This is a genomic window from Rahnella inusitata (genome assembly GCF_965118895.1).
Lineage (GTDB): Bacteria > Pseudomonadota > Gammaproteobacteria > Enterobacterales > Enterobacteriaceae > Rahnella > Rahnella inusitata_A.
Genome location: NZ_CBCPJJ010000023.1, coordinates 41,927 through 64,032, shown reverse-complemented (window position 1 = coordinate 64,032; position 22,106 = coordinate 41,927). Strand labels below are relative to the sequence as shown.

21 protein-coding genes and 3 tRNA genes are annotated in these 22,106 nt (G+C 52.2%); 15 read left to right on the top strand and 9 right to left on the bottom strand.

The window, feature by feature from the left end; translation table 11 throughout:
- Positions 1–25: 25 nt before the first annotated feature.
- The 7 genes from lgt (at position 26) to ptrA (ending at position 7,016) form a co-directional block, all read left to right on the top strand.
- Entirely contained in the window at positions 26–895 is an 870-nt protein-coding gene (gene lgt, locus ACMHLI_RS19335; protein ID WP_112165953.1) for a prolipoprotein diacylglyceryl transferase, read from the top strand.
- 6 nt (positions 896–901) lie between these two features.
- Positions 902–1,696: a thymidylate synthase gene (gene thyA / locus ACMHLI_RS19330; protein WP_413530877.1), complete on the top strand. Its 795-nt coding sequence runs from the start codon at positions 902–904 to the stop codon at positions 1,694–1,696.
- Between the two features lie 240 nt (positions 1,697–1,936).
- Positions 1,937–2,431 (top strand): prepilin peptidase-dependent protein, encoded by a 495-nt coding sequence (locus ACMHLI_RS19325; RefSeq protein ID WP_413530876.1) that lies wholly within the window; start codon positions 1,937–1,939, stop codon positions 2,429–2,431.
- Complete coding sequence (locus ACMHLI_RS19320) at positions 2,428–3,009, top strand: prepilin peptidase-dependent protein (protein ID WP_413530875.1); 582 nt, start codon at positions 2,428–2,430, stop codon at positions 3,007–3,009. Before ACMHLI_RS19325 ends, ACMHLI_RS19320 begins: the two co-directional genes overlap by 4 nt.
- Positions 3,010–3,065: 56 nt before the next feature.
- A complete protein-coding gene (locus ACMHLI_RS19315; protein WP_413530874.1) occupies positions 3,066–3,503 on the top strand; it encodes a YgdB family protein in 438 nt (145 codons plus the stop codon).
- Positions 3,496–3,855: a prepilin-type N-terminal cleavage/methylation domain-containing protein gene (locus tag ACMHLI_RS19310; protein ID WP_413530873.1), complete on the top strand. Its 360-nt coding sequence runs from the start codon at positions 3,496–3,498 to the stop codon at positions 3,853–3,855. The genes ACMHLI_RS19315 and ACMHLI_RS19310 overlap by 8 nt, the downstream gene beginning before the upstream one ends.
- 275 nt (positions 3,856–4,130) lie before the next feature.
- A complete protein-coding gene (ptrA, locus tag ACMHLI_RS19305; RefSeq protein WP_413530872.1) occupies positions 4,131–7,016 on the top strand; it encodes a pitrilysin in 2,886 nt (961 codons plus the stop codon).
- Positions 7,017–7,084: 68 nt separating this feature from the next.
- Here the strand turns inward: ptrA and argA are convergent, their stop codons facing one another.
- Positions 7,085–8,410, bottom strand: a complete 1,326-nt coding sequence (gene argA, locus ACMHLI_RS19300; RefSeq protein ID WP_413530871.1) for an amino-acid N-acetyltransferase — start codon at positions 8,408–8,410, stop codon at positions 7,085–7,087.
- Between the two features lie 229 nt (positions 8,411–8,639).
- Between argA and amiC the strand changes: the two genes are divergently transcribed.
- A complete protein-coding gene (gene amiC / locus ACMHLI_RS19295; protein ID WP_413530870.1) occupies positions 8,640–9,890 on the top strand; it encodes an N-acetylmuramoyl-L-alanine amidase AmiC in 1,251 nt (416 codons plus the stop codon).
- A gap of 107 nt (positions 9,891–9,997) precedes the next feature.
- Here the strand turns inward: amiC and ACMHLI_RS19290 are convergent.
- The 3 genes from ACMHLI_RS19290 to ACMHLI_RS19280 all read right to left on the bottom strand — a co-directional run bounded on the left by ACMHLI_RS19290 (position 9,998) and on the right by ACMHLI_RS19280 (position 10,372).
- A tRNA-Met gene (locus tag ACMHLI_RS19290) sits at positions 9,998–10,074 on the bottom strand.
- A 73-nt stretch (positions 10,075–10,147) separates the two neighbouring features.
- Positions 10,148–10,224 (bottom strand) — tRNA-Met (locus ACMHLI_RS19285).
- Between the two features lie 71 nt (positions 10,225–10,295).
- A tRNA-Met gene (locus tag ACMHLI_RS19280) sits at positions 10,296–10,372 on the bottom strand.
- A gap of 222 nt (positions 10,373–10,594) precedes the next feature.
- Here ACMHLI_RS19280 and mltA point away from each other — a divergent pair.
- On the top strand, positions 10,595–11,707 hold the full coding sequence (mltA, locus tag ACMHLI_RS19275; RefSeq protein ID WP_413530869.1) for a murein transglycosylase A: 1,113 nt from the start codon (positions 10,595–10,597) through the stop codon (positions 11,705–11,707).
- A 31-nt stretch (positions 11,708–11,738) separates the two neighbouring features.
- Entirely contained in the window at positions 11,739–12,554 is an 816-nt protein-coding gene (gene tcdA / locus ACMHLI_RS19270; protein ID WP_413530868.1) for a tRNA cyclic N6-threonylcarbamoyladenosine(37) synthase TcdA, read from the top strand.
- On the opposite strand, the gene csdE is transcribed toward tcdA, so the two are convergent.
- Together csdE and csdA are read right to left on the bottom strand one after the other, a co-directional pair.
- Positions 12,542–12,976 carry a cysteine desulfurase sulfur acceptor subunit CsdE gene (csdE, locus tag ACMHLI_RS19265; RefSeq protein ID WP_413530867.1) on the bottom strand — a complete coding sequence of 145 codons (435 nt, stop codon included), beginning with the start codon at positions 12,974–12,976 and terminating at the stop codon, positions 12,542–12,544. The genes tcdA and csdE overlap by 13 nt on opposite strands.
- A gap of 33 nt (positions 12,977–13,009) precedes the next feature.
- A complete protein-coding gene (csdA, locus tag ACMHLI_RS19260; RefSeq protein WP_413530866.1) occupies positions 13,010–14,215 on the bottom strand; it encodes a cysteine desulfurase CsdA in 1,206 nt (401 codons plus the stop codon).
- A gap of 189 nt (positions 14,216–14,404) precedes the next feature.
- Here csdA and ACMHLI_RS19255 point away from each other — a divergent pair, with 189 nt between their 5' ends.
- The 4 genes from ACMHLI_RS19255 to rlmM all read left to right on the top strand — a co-directional run bounded on the left by ACMHLI_RS19255 (position 14,405) and on the right by rlmM (position 17,587).
- Entirely contained in the window at positions 14,405–14,626 is a 222-nt protein-coding gene (locus tag ACMHLI_RS19255) for a YgdI/YgdR family lipoprotein (RefSeq protein WP_056781782.1), read from the top strand.
- 450 nt (positions 14,627–15,076) lie between these two features.
- The gene (locus tag ACMHLI_RS19250) at positions 15,077–15,997 is read left to right on the top strand and encodes a transcriptional regulator GcvA (protein ID WP_112168850.1); all 921 of its coding nucleotides are present in this window, start codon (positions 15,077–15,079) and stop codon (positions 15,995–15,997) included.
- A gap of 95 nt (positions 15,998–16,092) precedes the next feature.
- Positions 16,093–16,488 carry a DUF423 domain-containing protein gene (locus tag ACMHLI_RS19245; protein WP_413530865.1) on the top strand — a complete coding sequence of 132 codons (396 nt, stop codon included), beginning with the start codon at positions 16,093–16,095 and terminating at the stop codon, positions 16,486–16,488.
- Positions 16,481–17,587, top strand: a complete 1,107-nt coding sequence (gene rlmM, locus ACMHLI_RS19240; protein ID WP_413530864.1) for a 23S rRNA (cytidine(2498)-2'-O)-methyltransferase RlmM — start codon at positions 16,481–16,483, stop codon at positions 17,585–17,587. The genes ACMHLI_RS19245 and rlmM overlap by 8 nt, the downstream gene beginning before the upstream one ends.
- Before the next feature lie 87 nt (positions 17,588–17,674).
- On the opposite strand, the gene xni is transcribed toward rlmM, so the two are convergent.
- From xni to queF, 3 genes are all read right to left on the bottom strand, one after another.
- Positions 17,675–18,427, bottom strand: coding sequence for a flap endonuclease Xni (xni, locus tag ACMHLI_RS19235; protein ID WP_413530941.1), 753 nt, complete (start codon positions 18,425–18,427; stop codon positions 17,675–17,677).
- A gap of 98 nt (positions 18,428–18,525) precedes the next feature.
- Entirely contained in the window at positions 18,526–19,890 is a 1,365-nt protein-coding gene (gene ppnN, locus ACMHLI_RS19230) for a nucleotide 5'-monophosphate nucleosidase PpnN (protein WP_413530863.1), read from the bottom strand.
- A 242-nt stretch (positions 19,891–20,132) separates the two neighbouring features.
- Positions 20,133–20,978: an NADPH-dependent 7-cyano-7-deazaguanine reductase QueF gene (gene queF, locus ACMHLI_RS19225; protein WP_413530862.1), complete on the bottom strand. Its 846-nt coding sequence runs from the start codon at positions 20,976–20,978 to the stop codon at positions 20,133–20,135.
- Between the two features lie 79 nt (positions 20,979–21,057).
- Between queF and syd the strand changes: the two genes are divergently transcribed.
- Complete coding sequence (gene syd / locus ACMHLI_RS19220) at positions 21,058–21,609, top strand: SecY-interacting protein (protein WP_413530861.1); 552 nt, start codon at positions 21,058–21,060, stop codon at positions 21,607–21,609.
- The last annotated feature ends 497 nt before the right edge of the window (positions 21,610–22,106 follow it).

The following is a 22,106-nucleotide window of genomic DNA, read 5'->3' as shown; positions in this document are numbered from 1 at the left end:
AACAATAAACAATTTGTGGTGATAGATGAGCAACAGCTATCTGGCGTTTCCCCAGTTTGATCCGGTGATTTTCTCTATCGGACCAGTATCCCTCCACTGGTACGGACTGATGTACCTGGTCGGTTTTGTCTTTGCGATGTGGCTGGCGGTGCGCCGTGCCAATAAGCCGGGCAGCGGCTGGACCAAAGACGAAGTCGAAAATCTGCTGTATGCCGGTTTCCTTGGCGTGTTCCTCGGTGGCCGTATCGGTTACGTATTCTTCTATAATCTGCCTCTGTTCCTCGACAATCCGCTTTATCTGTTCAAAGTGTGGGACGGCGGTATGTCCTTCCACGGCGGCCTGATCGGTGTGATCGTCGTAATGCTGGTCTTCGCCCGCCGTACCAAACGTAATTTCTTCCAGGTCGCGGATTTCATCGCGCCGCTGATCCCGTTTGGTCTGGGTGCCGGGCGTCTGGGTAACTTCATCAACGGCGAACTGTGGGGGCGTGTGACCACTGATGTGCCTTGGGCGATGTTATTCCCCGGCTCCCGTCAGGAAGATATCGCCATCGCTGCCGCTGACCCTAAATGGCAGCCGCTTCTGAACCAGTATGGTGTTCTTCCACGCCATCCTTCCCAGCTGTATGAACTGCTGCTTGAAGGCATCGTGCTGTTTATCATCCTGAACGTCTTTATTCGCAAATCACGCCCGATGGGCGCGGTATCAGGCTTGTTCCTGATCGGTTACGGTTTATTCCGCATCATTGTTGAGCATTTCCGCCAGCCGGATGCGCAGCTCGGTTTGTTCGACGGCGTGATCAGCATGGGGCAGGTACTGTCCATTCCGATGGTAGTCATCGGCCTGATTATGATGGTCTGGGCATACCGCCGTCCGCAGAAACAATTGTCGTGAGGTAACATGAAACAGTATCTGGATTTAATGCAGAAAGTGCTCGATGAAGGCACCCCTAAAGCCGACCGTACGGGTACCGGCACGTTGTCGATTTTTGGTCATCAGATGCGTTTCAATTTGCAGGATGGTTTCCCGCTGGTCACCACCAAACGCTGTCATTTACGCTCCATCATTCATGAACTCCTGTGGTTCCTGAAAGGCGAAACCAATATCGCCTATCTGCGTGAAAACAATGTCAGCATCTGGGACGAGTGGGCCGATGAAAACGGCGATCTCGGCCCCGTGTACGGCAAGCAATGGCGTGCCTGGGGGGCTGCTGATGGAAAGCAAATCGACCAGCTGACCAACGTCGTGAACCAGTTGAAAAACGATCCGGATTCGCGCCGTATCATTGTTTCTGCGTGGAATGTCGGTGAGCTGGATCAGATGGCACTGGCACCTTGTCATGCTTTCTTCCAGTTCTACGTGGCGGACGGTAAGTTGTCCTGCCAGCTGTATCAGCGTTCATGCGATGTCTTCCTTGGCCTGCCGTTTAACATCGCCAGTTACGCACTGCTGGTGCACATGATGGCGCAGCAGTGCTCTCTTGACGTCGGCGATTTTGTCTGGACCGGTGGGGATACCCATCTGTACAGCAACCATATGGAACAGACGCAGCTGCAGCTGAGCCGTGAACCACGCGCGTTGCCTAAACTGATTATCAAACGCAAGCCTGCCTCCCTGTTTGACTACAACTTCGAAGATTTCGAGATTGAGGGATACGATCCGCACCCAGCAATAAAAGCGCCCGTCGCTATCTGATTCTTCGCTGTTTGCTGCCTGACGTTTGTCAGGCAGCCATTATCCTGACTTCCCTCTGCGACACTTTTTACGCTTTCCCCTCAACGATTCACACCGCTATTGCATCCCACATTTTGATTTTGCGAGACGTCGCGCAACATTTTTGTCGCGTGCATTCTTTTGCACTTTTTGTTCTGGGGATGTCATGGAGAAAACCACTTTGCCACTGGTGGTGAAAATTCAAATGCCTACCCTGAGCGTATGAAAACAACCGATCGTTCAGGAGAGCAGGGAATGTCACTGATTGAAATGATGGTGGTCGTTGCGCTGGTCGCGATGTGCATCCTGTGGGGATTGCACAGCTGGCGCGGATATCAGCAGGCGCTTAAACTCGAACAGCAGGCGCAGCATCTGCGATTGTATCTTTATGATTTGCAGGCTGAAGCCAACAATTACAACTGTTCCGCCATATTGTGGATGATAAGCGGTACCGGCGGGTGCATTGGGGCAGGTGCGCGTCCGGCAGTTTGCAGTGCAGCGGTCGGAAGAGTGTTTGTGGTCAGTGAACCGGATATGGAGTTAATCGATTTTACCGGCAAAGCGATGGGTTTTTACGGGCTGCGAAATGCCGCACTGGCCGGGCATATGACACTAAAAAATGCGGCGGGGAGTCTGCGTGTGGTGCTATCAGCCAGAGGGCGTTTGCGTCTGTGCAGTGAAAATAAGCCGATGCTGGGCATCGGAGTCTGCCAGTGATTTCCCGTCGAACGCAGGGCTTCACACTGCCTGAAGTGATGATGGCGATGGGCGTCGGCAGCATGCTGATGCTCAGTGCGGCGCAAATTTATCCGCTGATGCGCCAGCGAAGCCAAAGTCTCGGGCGACATTATCAGTTGGATCAACTGCTGCGCCAGACCAGCTTTACTGTCGAAAAGGATTTACGACGCGCTGGGTTTTGCAATGGCGTGTGTGATGGTAAAACGGTCATTCTCGGCAATGCGTCAGGAGAAACTGCAGGTTCCTGTGTTATCGCGATTTATGATCTGAACAGAAACGGGCATTGGGAAAAACCGGGTAGCGCAGAATCTGAATACTTTGGTTATCGCCTGCGTCAGGGCGGTATTGAAATCCAGCGTGGTACAGATGCATGCAACAGTTCTGGCTGGGAGAAATTGCTCGACCCGGCAGAAGTTAACGTCACGAAGTTTGCTGTGACGGAACATTCAGGCCTGAATGCCGGACGCCTTTTCTCATTGGAACTTGAGGCCAGCTGGAGCAAAGATCCCCTGATCCACCGCAAAATTATTGTCCAGGTTGCGGGACATTCCTTATGAAATTCCGGGCGAAAATCAGGAGGCATTCCTCTCAATACCATCAGCAGGGCAGTGCCATGATCTTGAGTATTATGGTGATGATGGGGCTGGGAATGATTGCCCTTAATTCGCTACAGCAACAGCTTTCTGCCGGGCTGGCACTGACTTCTCATCAGCACCGGTATGCGATTGCCTGGGAGAATGCCGCGTCTTCACTGAGCTGGGGAATCAGCGAACGGTGGAAATTAACGGCACAGACGAAGTGGCAATGTCAGGCGTTGACCTCCGGGATCCTGGCTGTGGGGTCAGGACGTACCTGTGTCCGCCCTTCACTACGTGAAGATGTTTTTGTGGTGCGCGGGGAAGGGAGAGTGTCGGAAGGGGGAGAGCCCGTGACCATTTACCAGCAGGTCAGCGCGCAAATACAAGCCGATGGCTCGCTGATTTTTTTTCCACTCAGGCAAGGCTGGCTGGATTTCTGTCCCGAAGGCGATGAGCAGTTCTGTGATGACTGAGAAAGAAGCCAAACAGCAAGGATTTAGCCTGCCTGAGGCGCTGATCGCCGCGCTGCTGCTGTCGGTATCGGTTCTAGGATTGCTCAACTATTTTCAGTCTCTGAGCCAGGGTTTTATGCGTCAGTGGCAGGTGCAGCAGGCGTGGTCAGAGGCGCACTCACAGTTAGAAGCCTATTCGGTCAGCGGAAACGGCACTGAACCGGTAATTAATGGCTGGGAGTATCAGATCTCGGGTTTTACTGCCGGGCAACGATGCAAAGTGATCGGCGCGATTATCCGTACACCGGCGCACTATCAGGCGCAGTTGCAGCGTTTGCTTTGCGAGCCAGATACGCCCACATCTTCCGGTTAGGCGGGAGAAATACTGTCAAGCCGCTTGCAATGGCAGCCCAACTGCATAGAGTGGTTTAAACAGGTGATTTATCCGGGAGGGGAGTATCGTGTCCGGGTGCAAAATGTGAAACAGCACCAGAACGTACATCCCGAGACTGATTTTTTGACAACTATCCTGCAACTGCGGGGTCTGAAAAGACTCAACGGCATAAAACAGCAGGTTGAGGTTCATCAGTGGATGAACCGTTATTTTTTGCCCGTGTGGCACGTTTATTGGATTGAGGGAGAGTGGCAATGTTTAAACAGGTTACCCGAGTTACAGGGTTACTGTTGTTATTGACCTTTTGGGCCCCTGTTGTTTCAAGTGCCGCCGGTTGGCAGCCTTATGCACAAGCTATCAATAAAAGTCAGAACGACCCGCGTCAGTATCAGGCGATAACGCTGGCGAATGACATGACGGTTTTGCTCGTTTCTGATCCAGATGCGCCTAAATCCCTCGCAGCTCTGGCTATTCCCGTCGGCTCGCTGGAAGACCCGGACTCACAGTTAGGTCTGGCTCACTACACTGAACACATGTTGCTGATGGGATCCAAAAAATATCCTCAGCCAGAAAGCCTTTCCGAATTTCTCAAAAAACATGGCGGCAGCCATAACGGTAGCACCGCTTCCTATCGCACGGCATTCTATCTGGAAGTTGAAAATGACGCTCTGCCTGAAGCAGTAGATCGCCTTTCCGATGCAATCGGAGAACCCCTGTTAGACCCCGCCAATGGTGACCGAGAACGCAACGCGGTGAATGCTGAACTGACCATGGCGCGTTCCCGTGATGGAATGCGTATGGCACAGGTACGCGCTGAAACATTGAATCTGGAACATCCTGGTTCGCGCTTTTCGGGGGGGAATCTCGATACCCTAAAGGACAAGCCGGGCAGCAAGTTGCACGATCAGCTGACGGACTTTTATCATCGCTACTACTCTGCCAATCTGATGGTCGGCGTGATTTACAGCAATAAACCTTTGCCGGAACTGGCGCAACTGGCCGCAAACACTTTCGGGCAGATTGCCAATCATCATGCCGCCGTACCGCCGATTTCCGTGCCGACCTTAACGGATAAACAGAAAGGCGAATATATCCATTTTGTTCCCGCACAGCCGCGCAAAGAATTACGCGTTGAGTTCGCCATTGACAACAACAGCGCCGCGTTTCGCAGTAAGACGGATACCTATATCAGTTACCTGATTGGTAACCGCAGTCTGAATACATTGTCTGACTGGCTGCAAAAGCAAGGCTACGCCGATGGTATTAGTGCCGGTGCGGACCCGATGGTCAACCGGAATCAGGGCGTGTTTAATATTTCAGTTTCGTTGACGGATAAAGGTCTCGCCGAGCGCGATACGGTCATTGCCGCCATTTTCAGTTATTTGCGTGAAATGCGCGAGCAGGGCATAAAGAAACCCTATTTCGATGAAATTGCCCACGTGATGGCGCTCGACTTCCGCTATCCGGCGCTGACGAGGGATATGGATTACGTCGAATGGCTGGTGGATACCATGTTGCGTGTGCCGGTCGAGCACGTTCTGGATTCCCCTTATCTGACGGACCAATACGATCCGAAAGCGATCGAATCCAGGCTGGATGAAATGACGCCGCAAAATGCGCGTTATTGGATCATCAGTCCGAATGAGCCACACAATAAAGTCGCTTACTTTGTGAATGCACCTTATCAGGTCGATAAAGTCCTGCCACAAACCTTCGAGCACTGGAAATCCCTGGGGAAGGGAATCAAACTCACTCTGCCTGAGTTGAACCCATACATTCCGAACTCTCTGGCGCTGGTAACCAAAGATTCTAAAGCGACAAAACCTGAACTGCTGGTTGAAGATAAAGGCCTGCGGGTATTTTACATGCCAAGCCGCTTCTTCGCTGATGAACCGAAAGCCAGCGTGACGGTATCCTTTCGCAATGAACAGGCGTTAAGCACGGCGAAAAATCAGGTACTTTACGGCCTGACGGATTATCTTACCGGCGTAGCTTACGATCAGCTAAGTTATCAGGCTTCTATCGGCGGATTGAGCTTTGGTACGTCGCCTGACAACGGGCTGCAGTTTACCGCCAGCGGTTTCACGGAATGTCTGCCGGACTTACTGGCCGCACTGGTGGACAGCTATCCTGATTTCAAACCCACGCAGCAACAGCTTGATCAGGCTAAATCATGGTATCGGGAGCGTTTAGCCTCTGCGGATAAAGGCAAAGCCTTCGAGTTAGCACTCCAGCCGGTTCAGTTACTTTCGCGCGTGCCTTATACCGAGCGTTCAGAACGCGAGAAGCTGGTTGCGGATATCACACTTGATGATGTGAATGCTTACCGTGAGCAGCTTATTCACCACGCCGCTGTGGAAATCATGGTAGTGGGCAATATGACGGGCGATCAGGTGAAAGCTATGTCGCAGCAGATTATGCACAAACTTGGTAAGCACGGAACCGACTGGTGGCGCGGCACGCAGGCCGTTGTGACTGAGCCTCTGAAAGCCAACATCCAGCGTGTCGGCAGCAGTTCTGACTCGGCGCTGGCCGCCGTGTATGTGCCGACCGGTTATGACGAAGTCCAGAGCATGGGCTACAGCGCATTACTCGGGCAAATTATTCAACCGTGGTTCTATAGCCAGCTTCGCACGCAGGAGCAACTCGGTTACGCGGTATTTGCGTTCCCCATTCCTGTCGGTAAACAATGGGGTATCGGTTTCTTACTGCAAAGTAACAGCAAGCAGCCGGACTATCTGTATCAGCGCTATCTGGCCTTTTACCCACAAGCCGAAAAACGTCTGCGTGAAATGAAAGACGCGGAGTTTAATCAGTATAAACAAGGGCTGGTAAATGAAATGCAGCAACGCCCGCAAACGCTGGATGAAGAAGCGGACAGATTAGGTAATGATTTCAGCCGGGGGAATGCGCAATTTGATACGCGCACCAATGTTATCCGTGTGATTGCCGGGTTGACACAAACGCAACTGGCGGATTACTTCCATCAGGCAGTAATTAAACCGGATGGTCTGGCGATGTTGTCTCAGGTCTCCGGCAGTGACAGCAAGACGCCGCAGTATGCTGCGCCGGAAGGTTTCAAAACCTACGCTGATACTTCAACATTGCAGAAAACCCTGAAATCACAGACTGATAAATAATGTGATTTGAAAACTCAGAAAGCAAAAAGGACGCGTTAGCGTCCTTTTTTATGGATGAAAGTCAGCGTTCAGAGTTCGGAGATCAGGATTTTAGAACGGCGCTGGTAGTTATACATTTCCTGTTTCTGAATCGGCAGAACATCCACTTCGGCCGGTTTGAAGCCACGCTCCTGGAACCAATGGATGCTTCGGGTCGTGAGCACGAACAAACGGTTTAGCCCCATTTGCTTCGCCTGACTGGCCACTCGCTGCAACAGCATTTCGCCGCGTGATGAACTGCGGTAATCAGGATGCACGGCCACGCACGCCATTTCACCGATGCCTTCATCGTGGAACGGATACAGCGCCGCACAGGCGATGGTCAGGTTATCCCGTTCGATAATAGTGAATTTGTCGATTTCCATTTCCAGCTGTTCGCGGGAGCGGCGCACCAGAATTCCCTGTTGTTCCAGCGGACGGATAAGTTCGAGGATCCCGCCTATGTCGTTGATGGTAGCACGGCGAACCTGTTCGGCACTTTCCATCACGATTTGTGTACCGATACCGTCACGCGAGAACAGCTCCTGAATCAAAGCGCCATCTTCCTGGTAGCTGATCAAATGGCTACGACGTACGCCGCTGCGGCAGGCTTTCACGGCACCGCGCAGGAAGCGCACTGTACCGGAGAGGTAATCGCCGCTGGTTTCCATCGTATCAATACGAAGCTGCGCATCGTTTGGGAACAGCTCAGAAATGATATTGCCTTCTTCGTTTATCACGCCCTGTGAAGAACAGAAGCCGATCATCTTCTCCGCTTTCAGTTTGATGGCCAGCTGCGTCGCGACTTCTTCGGAAGTCAGGTTAAAACTTTCCCCGGTCACCGACACTGCAACCGGCCCCATCAATACGATGGCGTTGCTGTCGAGCTGGCGGTGAATGGCTTCTTCGTCGATGCGGCGAATACGGCCACTGTGGCAGTAATCAATGCCGTCATCCACGCCCAGCGGCTGAGCAATAATAAAGTTACCGGAAACGACGTTGATATGCGCGCCCTGTAGCGGAGTATTATTCAGACTCATCGACAGGCGGGCAGTGATATCCAGTTGCAAAAGTCCCGCCGCCTGCTTCACCAGTTCGAGGGCTCGGGCGTCGGTGACACGAATGTTTTTATGATAAATCGGCTCACAATTGTGGTCGGCGAGATTCTCGTCGATTTGCGGACGTGCGCCATAGACGACGACAAGCCGGATCCCTAAACTGTGTAACAGACCGATATCATTGACAATATTACTAAAGTTCTCATGTTCAATGGCTTCTCCACCAAGCATGACAACGAATGTTTTGCCACGGTGCGCATTGATATAGGGAACTGAGTGGCGAAATCCCTGAACCAGTTCAGTACTACGTTCCTTCACGGCAAAACCTCATTTGAATTTTTATTCGTAATTTCTGTATTTTTATTCTTTTAGGGCTGTGTGGCAAGTAAGAAATCTCTGTTTTTCTATTAACAACGATTACAAACATACAACAAATTGATATATCGAAATAATGTTTAGGAATGACATGCAGGGACGGATTGGTTAAAATTCCCAAACTGAGCTTTTTATCAACACTTTAAGACTTTAAAAATCTGCCTGAGACTGCATGACTGACGATAACCACAACCCCGGAAGACGACGACTCCTTCAAACCGTAGCGGCTTCCTGGATGCTCAGTGTGAGTAAAGTGGGGTTCGCTGCCAGTTCACAGGTTATTGCCGTGCGTATCTGGCCCTCTTCGACTTATACCCGCATCACGCTGGAATCCAGTACTCCTCTGAAGTATAAGCAGTTTCTGCTGAGCTCACCCGCACGCGTGGTGGTGGATATCGAAGGCGTTCACCTCAACAGCGTGCTGAAAGGCCTGGGGGATAAGGTCCAGCAAAGCGATCCTTATATTCAGCAGGCTCGGGTAGGGCAGTTTGATGCCAACACCGTGCGTATGGTCCTTGAGCTCAAACGCTCAATCAATCCTCACGTATTCACACTTAAACCGGTGGCAGAATTCCATAACCGACTGGTCGTCGATCTGTATCCGGAAGAAGGTGCGGTCAGCGCTGAGGATGATCCGCTGCTGGCATTACTGGAAGATTACAATCGTGGGGACGTGGAAAGGACTTTGCCGCCGGAAGCGGTAAAAGACGGGCAGGCAGGTCGAAGCCGGCCTCTGGTCATCATGTTAGATCCCGGTCACGGCGGTGAGGACCCCGGTGCTATAGGCAAGTATAAAACGCGTGAAAAAGATGTCGTTTTGCAGATTGCCCGACGGTTACAAAAGCTTATTGCCCGTGAAAAGAACATGAAAGCGCATATGACCCGCAATGAAGACGTCTTTATTCCGCTGAAAGTGCGTGTCGCCAAGGCGCGAAAGCTGCGGGCAGATCTGTTTATCTCCATTCATGCCGACGCGTTTACCAGCCGAGCGGCTAAAGGCTCGTCCGTTTTTGCCTTATCGACTAAGGGCGCGACCAGCTCAGCAGCACGTTTTCTGGCGCAAACTCAGAACGAATCCGACCAGATTGGCGGCGTGAGTAAAAGTGGTGACAAGTATCTCGATCACACGATATTTGATTTGGTGCAGACTGCGACTATCAGCGACAGTCTTAAATTCGGCAAGGAAGTGCTGACGCGGATGGGCAAGATTAACCCTCTGCATAAAAACAAAGTGGATCAGGCCGGATTTGCTGTACTCAAAGCACCGGACATCCCGTCCATTCTGGTGGAAACCGCATTTATCAGTAACATTAATGAAGAGAAGAAACTGCGTACGGCTCATTTTCAGCAGCAGGTCGCGGAGTCTATACTGGCAGGGATTAAGGCCTATTTCGCTCAGGGTGGCATGTCTGCAAGGGGGTGAATATTTAAGAGGGCATCAGGAAGAAGGGGGAGAGGATTCTGTAGCCAAAATTCAGACACAAAAAAACACCCGTTAAGGTGCCTCATGTTTACTGGTTTTTTAGTAGTTGGTTGCGGGGGCCGGATTTGAACCGACGACCTTCGGGTTATGAGCCCGACGAGCTACCAGGCTGCTCCACCCCGCGTCCGTCACTACTTTGTACTGCATTTACTTCATCACATCATTCGAACTTTGCACATCATGCATAAGTCTCGAATTGGTTGCGGGGGCCGGATTTGAACCGACGACCTTCGGGTTATGAGCCCGACGAGCTACCAGGCTGCTCCACCCCGCGTCCGTAGCACTTCTTACTTCTTTACTTCATCGTTCAATTGAATCGGGCATTTTATTGCCTGCGAATCGAATTGGTTGCGGGGGCCGGATTTGAACCGACGACCTTCGGGTTATGAGCCCGACGAGCTACCAGGCTGCTCCACCCCGCGTCCGATGGAGGCGAACTATACTCCCCATGAGATTTCGCGCAACCCTTTATTTGAATTTATTCAAACAAAGCACTTAGTTGCTGGCTTTTTGCCCACATCGTTGCTGTTTTGTACCCAATTTGGTTGAGGGCAATTTTTTCGGCTATGCCAATTCCTTTCTGATAGGCCGTTTGTTATCGTTTCGCCTGTCATTTCCCCTGAAAGTAAGAGAGCGCGGCAATAATGAAAGGACGTTGGAGTAAATATCTGCTGGGTGGTTTGGTGATTGCGGTGCTTGCAGGTTGTTCCTCGCGCCCGACCGACCGGGGTCAGCAATATAAGGATGGGCGGCTGGAAAACGCGCTGGAATACGTTAATGAGCCGAATGCGACAGGCAAACCTGTCAATGCCCTGGATTACTCCAATCAGGTCGCTGCCGTGCAAATCGCCTCTTCTTCCTTATATGGCCGAAATAATCCGACGTTTCAGGCTGTTCAGCAATGGCTGCGTTCCGGTGCAGATACCCGCAACCTAAGCCAGTACGGCATCAGTGCTTATCAGATGGAAGGTGCCGATAACTTCGGTAACGTTCAACTGACCGGGTATTACACGCCGGTGGTGCAGGCGCGCTATACCCGTCAGGGCGAATTCCAGTATCCGCTGTACCGCATGCCGCCAAAACGCGGCCGTCTGCCGGATCGCGCTGCCATTTATTCGGGCGCATTGAGCGAAAATTACGTCGTGGCCTGGACAAACTCCCTGATGGATAACTTCATGATGGAAGTGCAGGGTAGCGGCTATGTCGATTACGGCGATGGCCGTCCTTATATGTTCTTTGGGTATGCGGGCAAAAACGGCCACGCTTATCGCAGTATCGGTAAGGTGCTGATCGATCGCGGTGAAGTAGCGCGCGAGAATATGTCCATGCAGGCAATCCGCCAGTGGGCCGATACGCACAGCGCCGCCGAAGTGCGCGAACTTCTGGAACAAAACCCGTCGTTCGTCTTCTTTAAGCCTGAACCTTTCGCACCAGTCCGCGGTGCCAGCGGCGTTCCATTGATCGCCAAAGCGTCCGTAGCGTCTGACCGTTCGCTCATCCCGGCCGGAAGCACTTTGCTGGCGGAAGTACCGGAGCTTAACGATAAAGGTAAGTTCACTGGAAAATACCACATGCGTCTGATGGTGGCGCTGGACGTTGGCGGAGCAATTAAAGGGCAACATTTCGATATGTATCAGGGGATTGGTACTGATGCCGGACACGCAGCCGGATTTTATAACCACTACGGCCGCGTCTGGGTGTTAAAATCAGCGCCAAATGGCAAACCGCTGTTCACCGCGTCTGCCCAGCCAAATTAAGTTTTCGACACGTACTGAGGTTCAGAAGGTCATGACAGCAACATACTCCGACGCATACCAGCAACGCTTTGGCGGCACTGCACGTCTTTATGGTCAGCAGGCACTGGCGTTGTTTTCGCAGGCACATGTTTGCGTGATTGGTATCGGCGGGGTAGGTTCCTGGGCAGCTGAGGCGCTGGCCCGCACCGGCATCGGCGCGATCACGCTGATTGATATGGATGACGTGTGCACCACCAATACCAACCGGCAGATCCACGCGCTACGTGAAAACGTCGGGCAGGCGAAAACCGAGGTGATGGCTCAGCGTATTCTGGCGATTAACCCGGAATGCAAGGTAACCTGCATCGACGATTTCATTACGCCGGATAACGTTGCAGAGATGCTCGATAAAGGGTTTAGCTACGTGATTGACGCCATCGACAGTGTGCGTCCGAAAGCGGCATTACTCGCGTATTGTCGCCGCTTCAAAATTCCTGTCGTGACCACCGGCGGTGCCGGCGGGCAGATTGATCCGACCCAGATCGCGGTAGTCGATCTGGCGAAAACCATTCAGGATCCGCTGGCGGCGAAGCTGCGTGAGCGTCTGAAAAACGATTTCAACGTGGTGAAAAACAGTAAAGGTAAACTGGGGATCGACTGCGTATTTTCCAGCGAACCGCTGATGTACCCGCAGGCCGACGGTTCTGTCTGTGCGTCACGCGCCACGGCGGAAGGGCCAAAGCGTATGGACTGTGCGTCAGGATTTGGTGCGGCGACGATGGTCACCGCCACCTTCGGTTTTGTCGCGGTTTCCCATGTGCTTAAAAAGATGATGGCGAAACAGCAGCGTCAGGCTCAGGCGGCCTGACGGGCAAGACGTAATACGCCTTCTGCCAGCGCATTCAGCCCGCTGGCGCGGCTGGTGCTCAGCTGTTCCCGCAAACCTAAAACATCAAACAACGCCAGCGGATCCCGGTTCAGGATCTCGTCTGGCGTTTTGCCTTCTACCGCCGTCAGCAACACGGCCAACAAACCTTTGACGATCCTTCCCTCGCTGTCGCCGTAGAAATGCATTGTCCCATTTTCTGCTTTTTCTGCTCCCAGCCATACCCTGTTTTCGCATCCCGACAGCTCATTTTCCGGCAGTTTCAGTGACGCATCCAGCGGCGGCAGAGATTTTGCCAGCAGGATTAACTGACGATAGCGATCTTCCCACTGACGGAATGCGGCAAATTTTTCCGTCAGCGAGGCTTCGGTGATCTCATGTCCAAAAGGATGTGGCGCGTGCATCGTATTCCTCAAAAAACGTTTTTCTCAATTAAATTAATCGGCTAACAGACTGAGGGCATATTTTACCGCAGCGGTCAGGCGGGCGACGTCATGCTCATTATTATAAGGCGCGAACGACGCACGTAATGTTCCGCTGATGCCCAATGCAGCCATCAGCGGCTGCGCACAATGTTGTCCGGCACGCAGTGCGATGCCTTGTTCTGCCAGCAATGTCACCAGATCGCTGTGATGCACCCCGGCGATATCGAAAGCCAGCAGTGACGCGTTCTGAGCGCGGAAACTGCGGAAACCTTCGAACTGTGAAAGTTGTTCTTCTGCCAGGGTCGCCAGATTTTGCGCATAGCGCTCAGCGGCGTGCAGATCAACCGTTTGCAGCCATTTCAGAGCGGCCGCCATACCGATCACGCCGGCAATATTGGGTGTACCGGCTTCAAAACGATGCGGCACCGCCTGCGGTGTAAAGTCAGACATCGACGCCTGCGTCAGCATTTTCCCACCGCCGTGCCAGGGATCCATGCTGTCGAGTAATTCGGTTTTGCCGTACAGCACGCCGATGCCGGTCGGGCCATACAGTTTGTGGCCGGAAAACGCATAGAAATCGACGTCCAGCTGGCGGACATCCGGCGGCGAATGCACGACGCCCTGTGCGCCATCCACCAGAACCGGCGTGCCGTTGGCATGTGCCAGTGTGATCGCATGCGCAAGATCGGGCATGGCACCGGTGACGTTGGACATTTGCGTGACAGCCAGCAGCCGGGTGCGGGCGCTAAGCAAGGCGGGGAGCGCGGCGATATCGGGTGCGCCATGCTTGTCTACCGGCAGCGTGACGACCTGCGCCTGACACTGTTCCGCCAGCATCAGCCACGGGATCAGGTTCGCGTGGTGCTCAGCCTGGCTGACAATAATTTCATCACCGGCCTGCAACCTTGGGCGCAAATAGCTTTGTGCCACCAGATTGATGGATTCCGTGGTACCGCGCGTCCAGACGATATCGGCAGCACTTGGGGCATGGATCCATTCCGCCACCAGAGCGCGTGCCTGCTCGTATTCTTCAGTCAGCGTTTGCGCGGCGTGGTGCTGGCTGCGGTGAACCGTCGCGCCTTCCTGTGAATAGAAATTCACGGTGGCATCGATGACCGCTTGCGGTTTCAGTGCAGTAGCTGCGCTGTCGAGATAGCACTGGCCCTGTGAGAGCGCGGGGAAGCGTTGACGAAAATCAGCGGCGTTAAAGTCAGTCATGCAAGATTACATCCTTCGGCTACGGGGTAAAGAGTACAAACTTTCCGTTTGTGCAAACCATCTATTCATTTTAGGAATGGTTACCTGGAAATATATCAGAGGTTTGTTATGCTGAATTACGAAGACTAGACGCATTACCCTGGGGGCTTCCCGGGAATTGAAAGCATTTTAATCTGCAAGGAGTCTACAATGAAAAAGATCGTCGCCGTAATTTCAGCCGCACTGCTGACCACTACACTTGCCGCCTGTTCGAGCAACTACGTGATGCACACCAACGATGGCCGTACTATCGTTGCTGAAGGCAAACCAAGCACCGACAGTGATACCGGTATGATCAGTTATACCGATGCGTATGGCAACAAGCAGCAGATCAATAAGTCTGAAGTGAAAGAGATGGCTGAAGGGAAATAATCCCCTGAGTGACACCACCTTCGGGTAACCTCACTGCGCCTCACGACAAAACCGGATACGTATGCGACGTAGCCGGTTTTGTCACATATGTACGTAGTGATTTTGGCGGGATGGCCGAAATCCGGACAAAAAAAAGCACCGCAAAATGCGGTGCTAAAAAATCACTTTGGACAGACAGGGTAATGTACAGGAAGTGAAAAGTTTGTAGCATTCAAGCTACGAGTCCGGATTGCCGGACAATTGCAAACACAACATCACAACCACAAGCCAAAAGTATTTCAGCATCCTCATACCAATCTACTTTTCGTTCCGGCTCAGGAAGTGGCGCCACTATAGGTTTTTGCCTGTACATCCTCAACGGACAAATTATAATGTCTCGGATTAAAAAAACTAATATCCAGAGCCACGGACAGGCGTCCCGCTGACCGGCACACAACAAGTATCCTATCTATGTCAAAACGTTTACCGCCTCTTAACTCACTGCGTGTGTTTGATGCCGCAGCGCGCCACCTTAGTTTTACTAAAGCGGCAGAGGAATTGTTCGTCACGCAAGCTGCCGTTAGCCACCAGATTAAGTCACTTGAAGACTTTTTGGGGCTAAAACTGTTTCGTCGCCGTAACCGCTCTTTGTTACTGACCGAAGAAGGGCAGAGCTATTATCTGGATATCAAAGAGATATTCTCATCGCTGAATGAAGCGACCCGTAAACTTCAGGCGCGCAGTGCGAAAGGTGCGCTGACGGTCAGTTTGCCGCCGAGCTTTGCTATCCAGTGGCTGGTGCCAAGATTGTCTGGCTTTAACTCAGCTTATCCGGGTATCGATGTGCGGATTCAGGCTGTTGACCGCGAGGAGGACAAATTGTCTGACGATGTGGACGTGGCGATTTTCCATGGGCGAGGCAACTGGCCGGGTCTGCGCGCCGAACGTTTATATGCGGAGTATTTAATCCCCGTTTGTTCTCCGTCTTTACTGATGGGCGATAATTTGTTGAAAGAACCTGCCGATCTCGGGCATCACACTTTGCTGCACGATGCGTCCCGCCGCGACTGGCTGGCTTACACCAAACAGCTGGGGCTGCAACAGGTGAATGTTCAGCAAGGGCCGATTTTCAGTCACAGCGCGATGGTGGTGCAGGCCGCCGTACACGGGCAGGGAGTGGCGCTGGTGAATAATGTGATGGCGCAGACTGAAATCGAAGCCGGTCGTCTGGTATGTCCGTTCAACGAGGTTTTAGTCAGTAAAAACGCTTTTTATCTGGTTTGTCATGACAGTCAGGCAGAACTGGGTAAAATAGCCGCCTTTCGCCAATGGATCCTTGCGCGTGCAGCCAGCGAGCAGGAAAAACTGCGCTTTCGGTTTGATCAGGCCTGAGGTCCTGAATACCGGAAACTGATGGACATGAACGTACTGATGAGCCTGATTATTCAAGGTTTCCATCATTAAACAACGATAACAGGTAACGTATAATGACCAGCCGTTCAATGCTGATCTTCGCCGCGATCAGCGGTTTTATCTATGTGGCGTTTGGTGCCTTCGGCGCACACGTACTGAGTCAGTCGCTGGGAGAAGCCGAACTGGCCTGGATCCATACCGGCCTGACCTACCAAAGTATTCACACGCTGGCGGTGATGATTTTAGGCGTTGCGATGCAGCGTCAGCGTAATGTGTGGTTCTACTGGAGCAGCGCGTTTCTGGCGCTGGGAACCGTGTTATTCAGCGGCAGCCTTTATTGTCTGGCGCTGTCGCACCTCCGTTTATTTGCTTTTGTGACTCCGATTGGCGGTACCTTGTTTCTGGTCGGTTGGATTTTGATGTTGATCGGCGCACTGCGCCTGAAGAAAAAGGCCGAACGCCATGAATAAAGTTGCTCTCTACTGCCGTCAGGGTTTTGAAAAAGAATGCGCAGCAGAAATTACGGACAAAGCCGCGAAGATGGAAATCTTCGGTTTTGCCCGTGTAAAAGATAACAGCGGTTATGTGCTGTTTGAATGCTATCAGCCGGACGACGCCGATCGTCTGGCAAAAGAACTGCCTTTCCGCGAGCTGATCTTTGCCCGTCAGTTGATCGTTGTTGGCGAGTTGCTGAAAGACTTACCACCTGAAGATCGTGTTTCGCCGATCGTGGGCATGGTACAGAACGTCATCACCAACGGCGGTGAATTGCGCGTTGAAGTGCCGGATACCAATGAAAGTAAAGAGCTGACCAAGTTTTGCCGCAAATTGACCGTGCCATTGCGTACTGCGATGCGTGAACGCCGTGTGCTGGGCAAACGTGAAAACCCGCTGCGCCCGGTTGTGCATGTGTTCTTTATTGCCTCGGGTTGCTGCTATGTCGGCTACTCCTACAGCAACAACAACTCACCGTATTACATGGGGATCCACCGTCTTAAATTCCCTTCCGAGGCGCCAAGCCGTTCTACGCTGAAGCTGGAAGAAGCGTTCCACGTGTTCATTCCTGCCGATGAGTGGGAAGAGCGTCTGGCAAGCGGAATGTATGCGACGGATCTGGGGGCATGCCCGGGTGGCTGGACCTATCAGCTGGTGCAACGCAGCATGATGGTCACTGCAATTGATAACGGTCCTATGGCACCAAGCCTGATGGAAACCGGTCAGGTTATTCACCTGCGTGAAGACGGCTTCCGCTATAAATCCACCAGTACCAAGAACTACTGGCTGGTGTGCGACATGGTAGAAAAACCGGCGAAAGTGGCCGCACTGATGTGCGACTGGCTGGTCAACGGCTGGTGTCGTGAAGCGATTTTCAACCTGAAATTGCCTATGAAGAAGCGCTACGAAGAAGTGTCCAACATTCTGGCGCGCATTGACGAACGTCTGAAAGAAAATGGTGTAAACGCCGAGATCTTTGCCAAGCAGCTGTATCACGACCGTGAGGAAGTGACAGTGCATATTCGTCGTTTCTGGTCAGCCATCGGTGGCCGTCGTGATGAACGCGATCACTGATCATCGCTAAGTGAATTCTGACGTGATGTGAAAAGGCGCTTTCTTCGGGAAGCGCCTTTTTCTTTGGCCGCAGGTCGTGTGTCGGGGTTACGGCAGGCGCAGCTGCTGCAAATTTCCGTCGAGAACAATATCTGTTTGCAGTGTCGAAACTCGTTTACAGGCATACGCCAGTTCACGATGTTCCTGCAATTTAGACTGCCACTTTTCCGGCACGCCGCTGAGATTGTCATACAGCGCATCCAGCGAACCGGCCTGTGTCAGCAAGGTCACGGCGGTTTTGGGGCCAATCCCAGGTACGCCCGGAATTTTGCTGCTGCTGATCCCGGCAAGCCCCCAGTAATCGGTGAGCTGATGGGGCAGAACGCCGAAGGTATCACGCACAAACGGCATGTCCAGCCAACGTTTTTGGAAGTAGTCGCGAATTTGTACGTTAGGGGCTAGCAGTTGGCAATAACCCTTGTCCGTCGAAACGATGGTCACCTGATGTCCGCCGGATGACACTTTGTCCGCCAGCGTGGCGGCTAAATCATCGGCTTCGTTGCCGGCGGAGTGCCAGCAGGTGATCCCCTGCGCTTCAAACCCGGCCTTCAGACTGGGCATTTCGGCGAAAAGATTATCCGGCATCGGTGAGCGCCCGGCTTTGTAATCTGGCAGACAATGATGACGCCAGCTGTCGGCGCGATCGTCTTCATCAAACACTGCCACCGCATGGGTCGGCTGGGTATGTTGGATCAGTTGTCCAATCGCATTCTGACAGGTAACCAGGCAAGGCGAACCCTGCACCGCGTGAATACGGCGGATAAGGTTCAGGGCATCAATAATCAGCAGATGTATCGCCATCGGCAAACTCCATAATCCATTCTCCATAATCTATTCTTTATAAAAATCAGGGCGACATTTCGTCGCCCTGAAGTCTGCTTAAATTCGAACCCTCAATATCAGGCACAAATTTCATAGCAAGGAATATACGCACTGCCCGGCAATTTCATGCGGTGCTGTGCGACGAAGCCCTGCAACAGACTGTCCATTTTCTTCATTAACGCCGGATCGCCGTGCAACTTAAAGCGCCCGTGCTGTTCGATAGCGTGAATACCAAACTCTTTAACGTTACCGGCCACAATACCGGAGAAGGCGCGGCGCAGGGCGGCGGCCAGTTCCTGTGGCGGCTGGTTCGGATAGAGGTTCAGGTTCGCCATGTTTTCATGGCTTGGCTCGAACGGATGCTGCAAGTCCGGCGCAATGCGAATCGACCAGTTAAAGCTGTATGCATCACCGCTGTTACGGCGGTTCTCTTTCACCAGCGGCATTGCACGTTTCATCTGACGGGCGACTTCTGTCGGATCATCCACAATGATGGTATAGAACTTAGCGGCATCCTCGCCCAGCGTAGATTTAATGAAAGCATCGAGTACGTGGAAGTAATCTGCACTCTCTTTCGGTCCGGTCAGGATCAGCGGTAATACCTGATCGCTGTTTTCCGGATCCATCAGAATGCCCAACAGATACAGCAATTCCTCCGCTGTACCGACGCCGCCGGGGAAGATAATAATTCCGTGAGCGATACGAACAAACGCTTCAAGGCGCTTTTCGATATCCGGCATGATGATCAGTTCATTGACCAGAGGATTTGGCGGTTCCGCAGCAATAATGGAGGGTTCAGTCATGCCGATGAAACGGCCTGCTTTGTAACGTTGCTGCGCATGGCCGACGGCGGCACCTTTCATCGGGGCTTCCATCGCGCCAGGGCCGCAGCCAGTGCAGATGTTCAGTTCACGCAGGCCCAGTTGGCTGCCGACATTGCGGGCATACTGATATTCCACCTCATTGATGGAATGCCCGCCCCAGCAAACCACCATATTCGGATCTTCATCGAGATGGAGTGCGCGGGCGTTGCGTAAAATGGAGAACACCATATTGGTGAGGTGTGCCGCATTGTCACTGTTAAAGTTTTCAAAGCGGGGGTTGCTGGCGATTTGCGCATTAACGAACAGGATGTCTCGCAACACGGCGAACAGGTTTGCTTGTAATGAACGAATTATCCGTCCATCGACAAAGGCATCTTCTGGGGGATTGACCAGTTCGAGTTTCACGCCACGCTCGCGGCGCAGCACGTTAATATCAAAGCTTTCGTAACGTTCGAGGAGTTCTTTACTGCTGTCGGTCTGGCTGCCGCTGTTGAGGACGGCCAGTGAGCAATTTCGGAAAAGACGGTACAAGTCGCTGCTCGCAGTACGCTTGAGCATGTCGACTTCCAACTGCGACAACAAATCCATGGAGCCCAACGGGCTGATATGTGTAATCAAAGTTGCTCCTTGACACCAATCGGTGCTGTGATTATTTCTGCTGCCGGACGCCGTGCATGATTTTTCGAATCATGTTTTTTGCATCGCAAAGCGTTGGGCAAACAAAAACAATTATCTGTTAACAGAAAGGATGATCGGTGCAGGTTTGCCCACCATCTCTTTCTGATTTAACAGTAACCTTGTCGTCCGGCTTTTACCAATACTCCCAGAGCGTTAGCGCAAAACTTGAGCAATGCCTCGCATTATTGCCTGACGAGTCTCGCGGTTGCAGGTTCAAACGGGAAGTTAGACCGCCACGGATTGATGTCCAGACCGCCGCGACGGGTATAGCGGGCGTACACGGCGAGTTTCTCAGGCTGACAGAAACGCAGGAGATCGTTGAAAATTCGCTCGACGCACTGTTCGTGGAATTCGTTGTGATGGCGGAATGACACCAGATAGCGCAACAGGGCTTCTCGATCGATTTTCGGGCCACGATACTGGATTTGCACCGAACCCCAGTCTGGCTGGTGAGTAATCAGACAGTTGGATTTGAGCAGATGGCTGACCAGTGATTCTTCAACAATTTCATCGCCTGCAGCACTTGCCAGAAAGTCGGTGCTGAATTCGTAGCTATTGATTTCGATGTCCTGATCGTCAATGCATATTCCTGCAAAATGCCCGACCGGTGTGCCTTCAATTTCTGACAGGCGGCTGACTGTCACTTTGACATCGCCCTGCGCGCAGGCGCTTAAATCACGCGTTAAGGTTTCTTCGACGGTGCGCCAGTCCGGGAAAACGGTTTGATTAAAGCTGTTGAGGTAAAGCTTAAAGCTTTTGGATTCAATCAGATTCTGGCTGTTGGCATTCAGGCTGATTTCGCCGACGGCGACCTGTGGCAATCCTTTGGCATTGAGCCATGACAGTTCGTACAGGGTCCAGATATCTGCGCCATGAAAAGGCAGGTTATCCGGGAACAGGCCCAGCGGTTCACGGTTCATACTGCGGGGAACGGCTTGCAATAAAGAAGCATCGTAGTGATCGACGTAAGCCGTGCTTTTGCCCAGCGTCAGTTGCGCCAGTGCGGGGTTATCCTGATAAGAGGACATGGTGTCACCTTGCTAAGAGATCGGTACAATAGAGAATAGTGACTAGTTTACCCCAGCCTTACCTGAAGATGAGAGAATTATGGAGTCTGAAGTTTCTGTAGCATTGCGTGAATTTACTCAGCGTTATGTCGATCTATGGCAACAGAAAACCGGTATGCCACCGTCGAGTGAGGCGTTGTTTGGCGTCGAATCCCCCTGTGTTGTGAAAACCGACGAAGACAAAGTGTTCTGGCTGACACACACCTTCAGCCCTGAAAGTACGCTGGAAAATGTCGAACGCGCGATGGAACTGCAGTTACGCCCGGAAGCGCATCAGTTCTACACCACGCAATTTGCTGGCGACATGACTGCCGAATGGCAGGGAAATGCATTGACGCTGCTGCAGGTCTGGAGCCTGGAAGATTTTACCCGCTTGCAGGAAAACCTGATTGGTCATCTGGTGACACAAAAGCGTCTGAAGCTGACGCCGACGGTGTTTCTGGCGACGACCGATTCAGAGCTGGATTTGGTTTCATTGTGTAATGTGACCGGTAATGTTCTTCTGGAGCAGTTCGGCAGCAAAAAAAGAACGATACTCTCGCCATCATTGTCGGAATTCCTTACAATGCTGACCGCTATCAACCCTACCTGATTTTATCGCCAGAAGAACCCATTCCCGCAGAGCACAAATGGCTCACACGCGTGTGAGAGATCTCTCACAAAGACTGTAAGAGATCTCGCTAATTTGACTTAATCGCCCCCCATTTCAAATAATAAACTCATTGTAATTCAGATTGTTATATTGATCTCCTCTGTGAGTCGACTGACATTCCTCTATTTTGGCTTACAGCCTGTATTGCCTGAGAGGCCAAAATCAACGATTCTAGTCGGGCAGAAGGGAAGCATGAAACGGAACATCAGGATGATGGCTGTTTCATAAAGCAGGGGACGACTCAGGGTGAGTCAGGACGGCATCGGATTATGCCAGGATGTTTCAGGACGAAACCAGGGACACCTCCAGGACGGAGAAGAGAGCTCACAAAGGAAGCTGAGCGGGTCACAGATGACCAGGATGCGAGTCAGGATGGCTCAGGATAAACCGTCAGGATGAAAGTTGGACGATGCAAAGGATAGCAGGTTAGGATAACC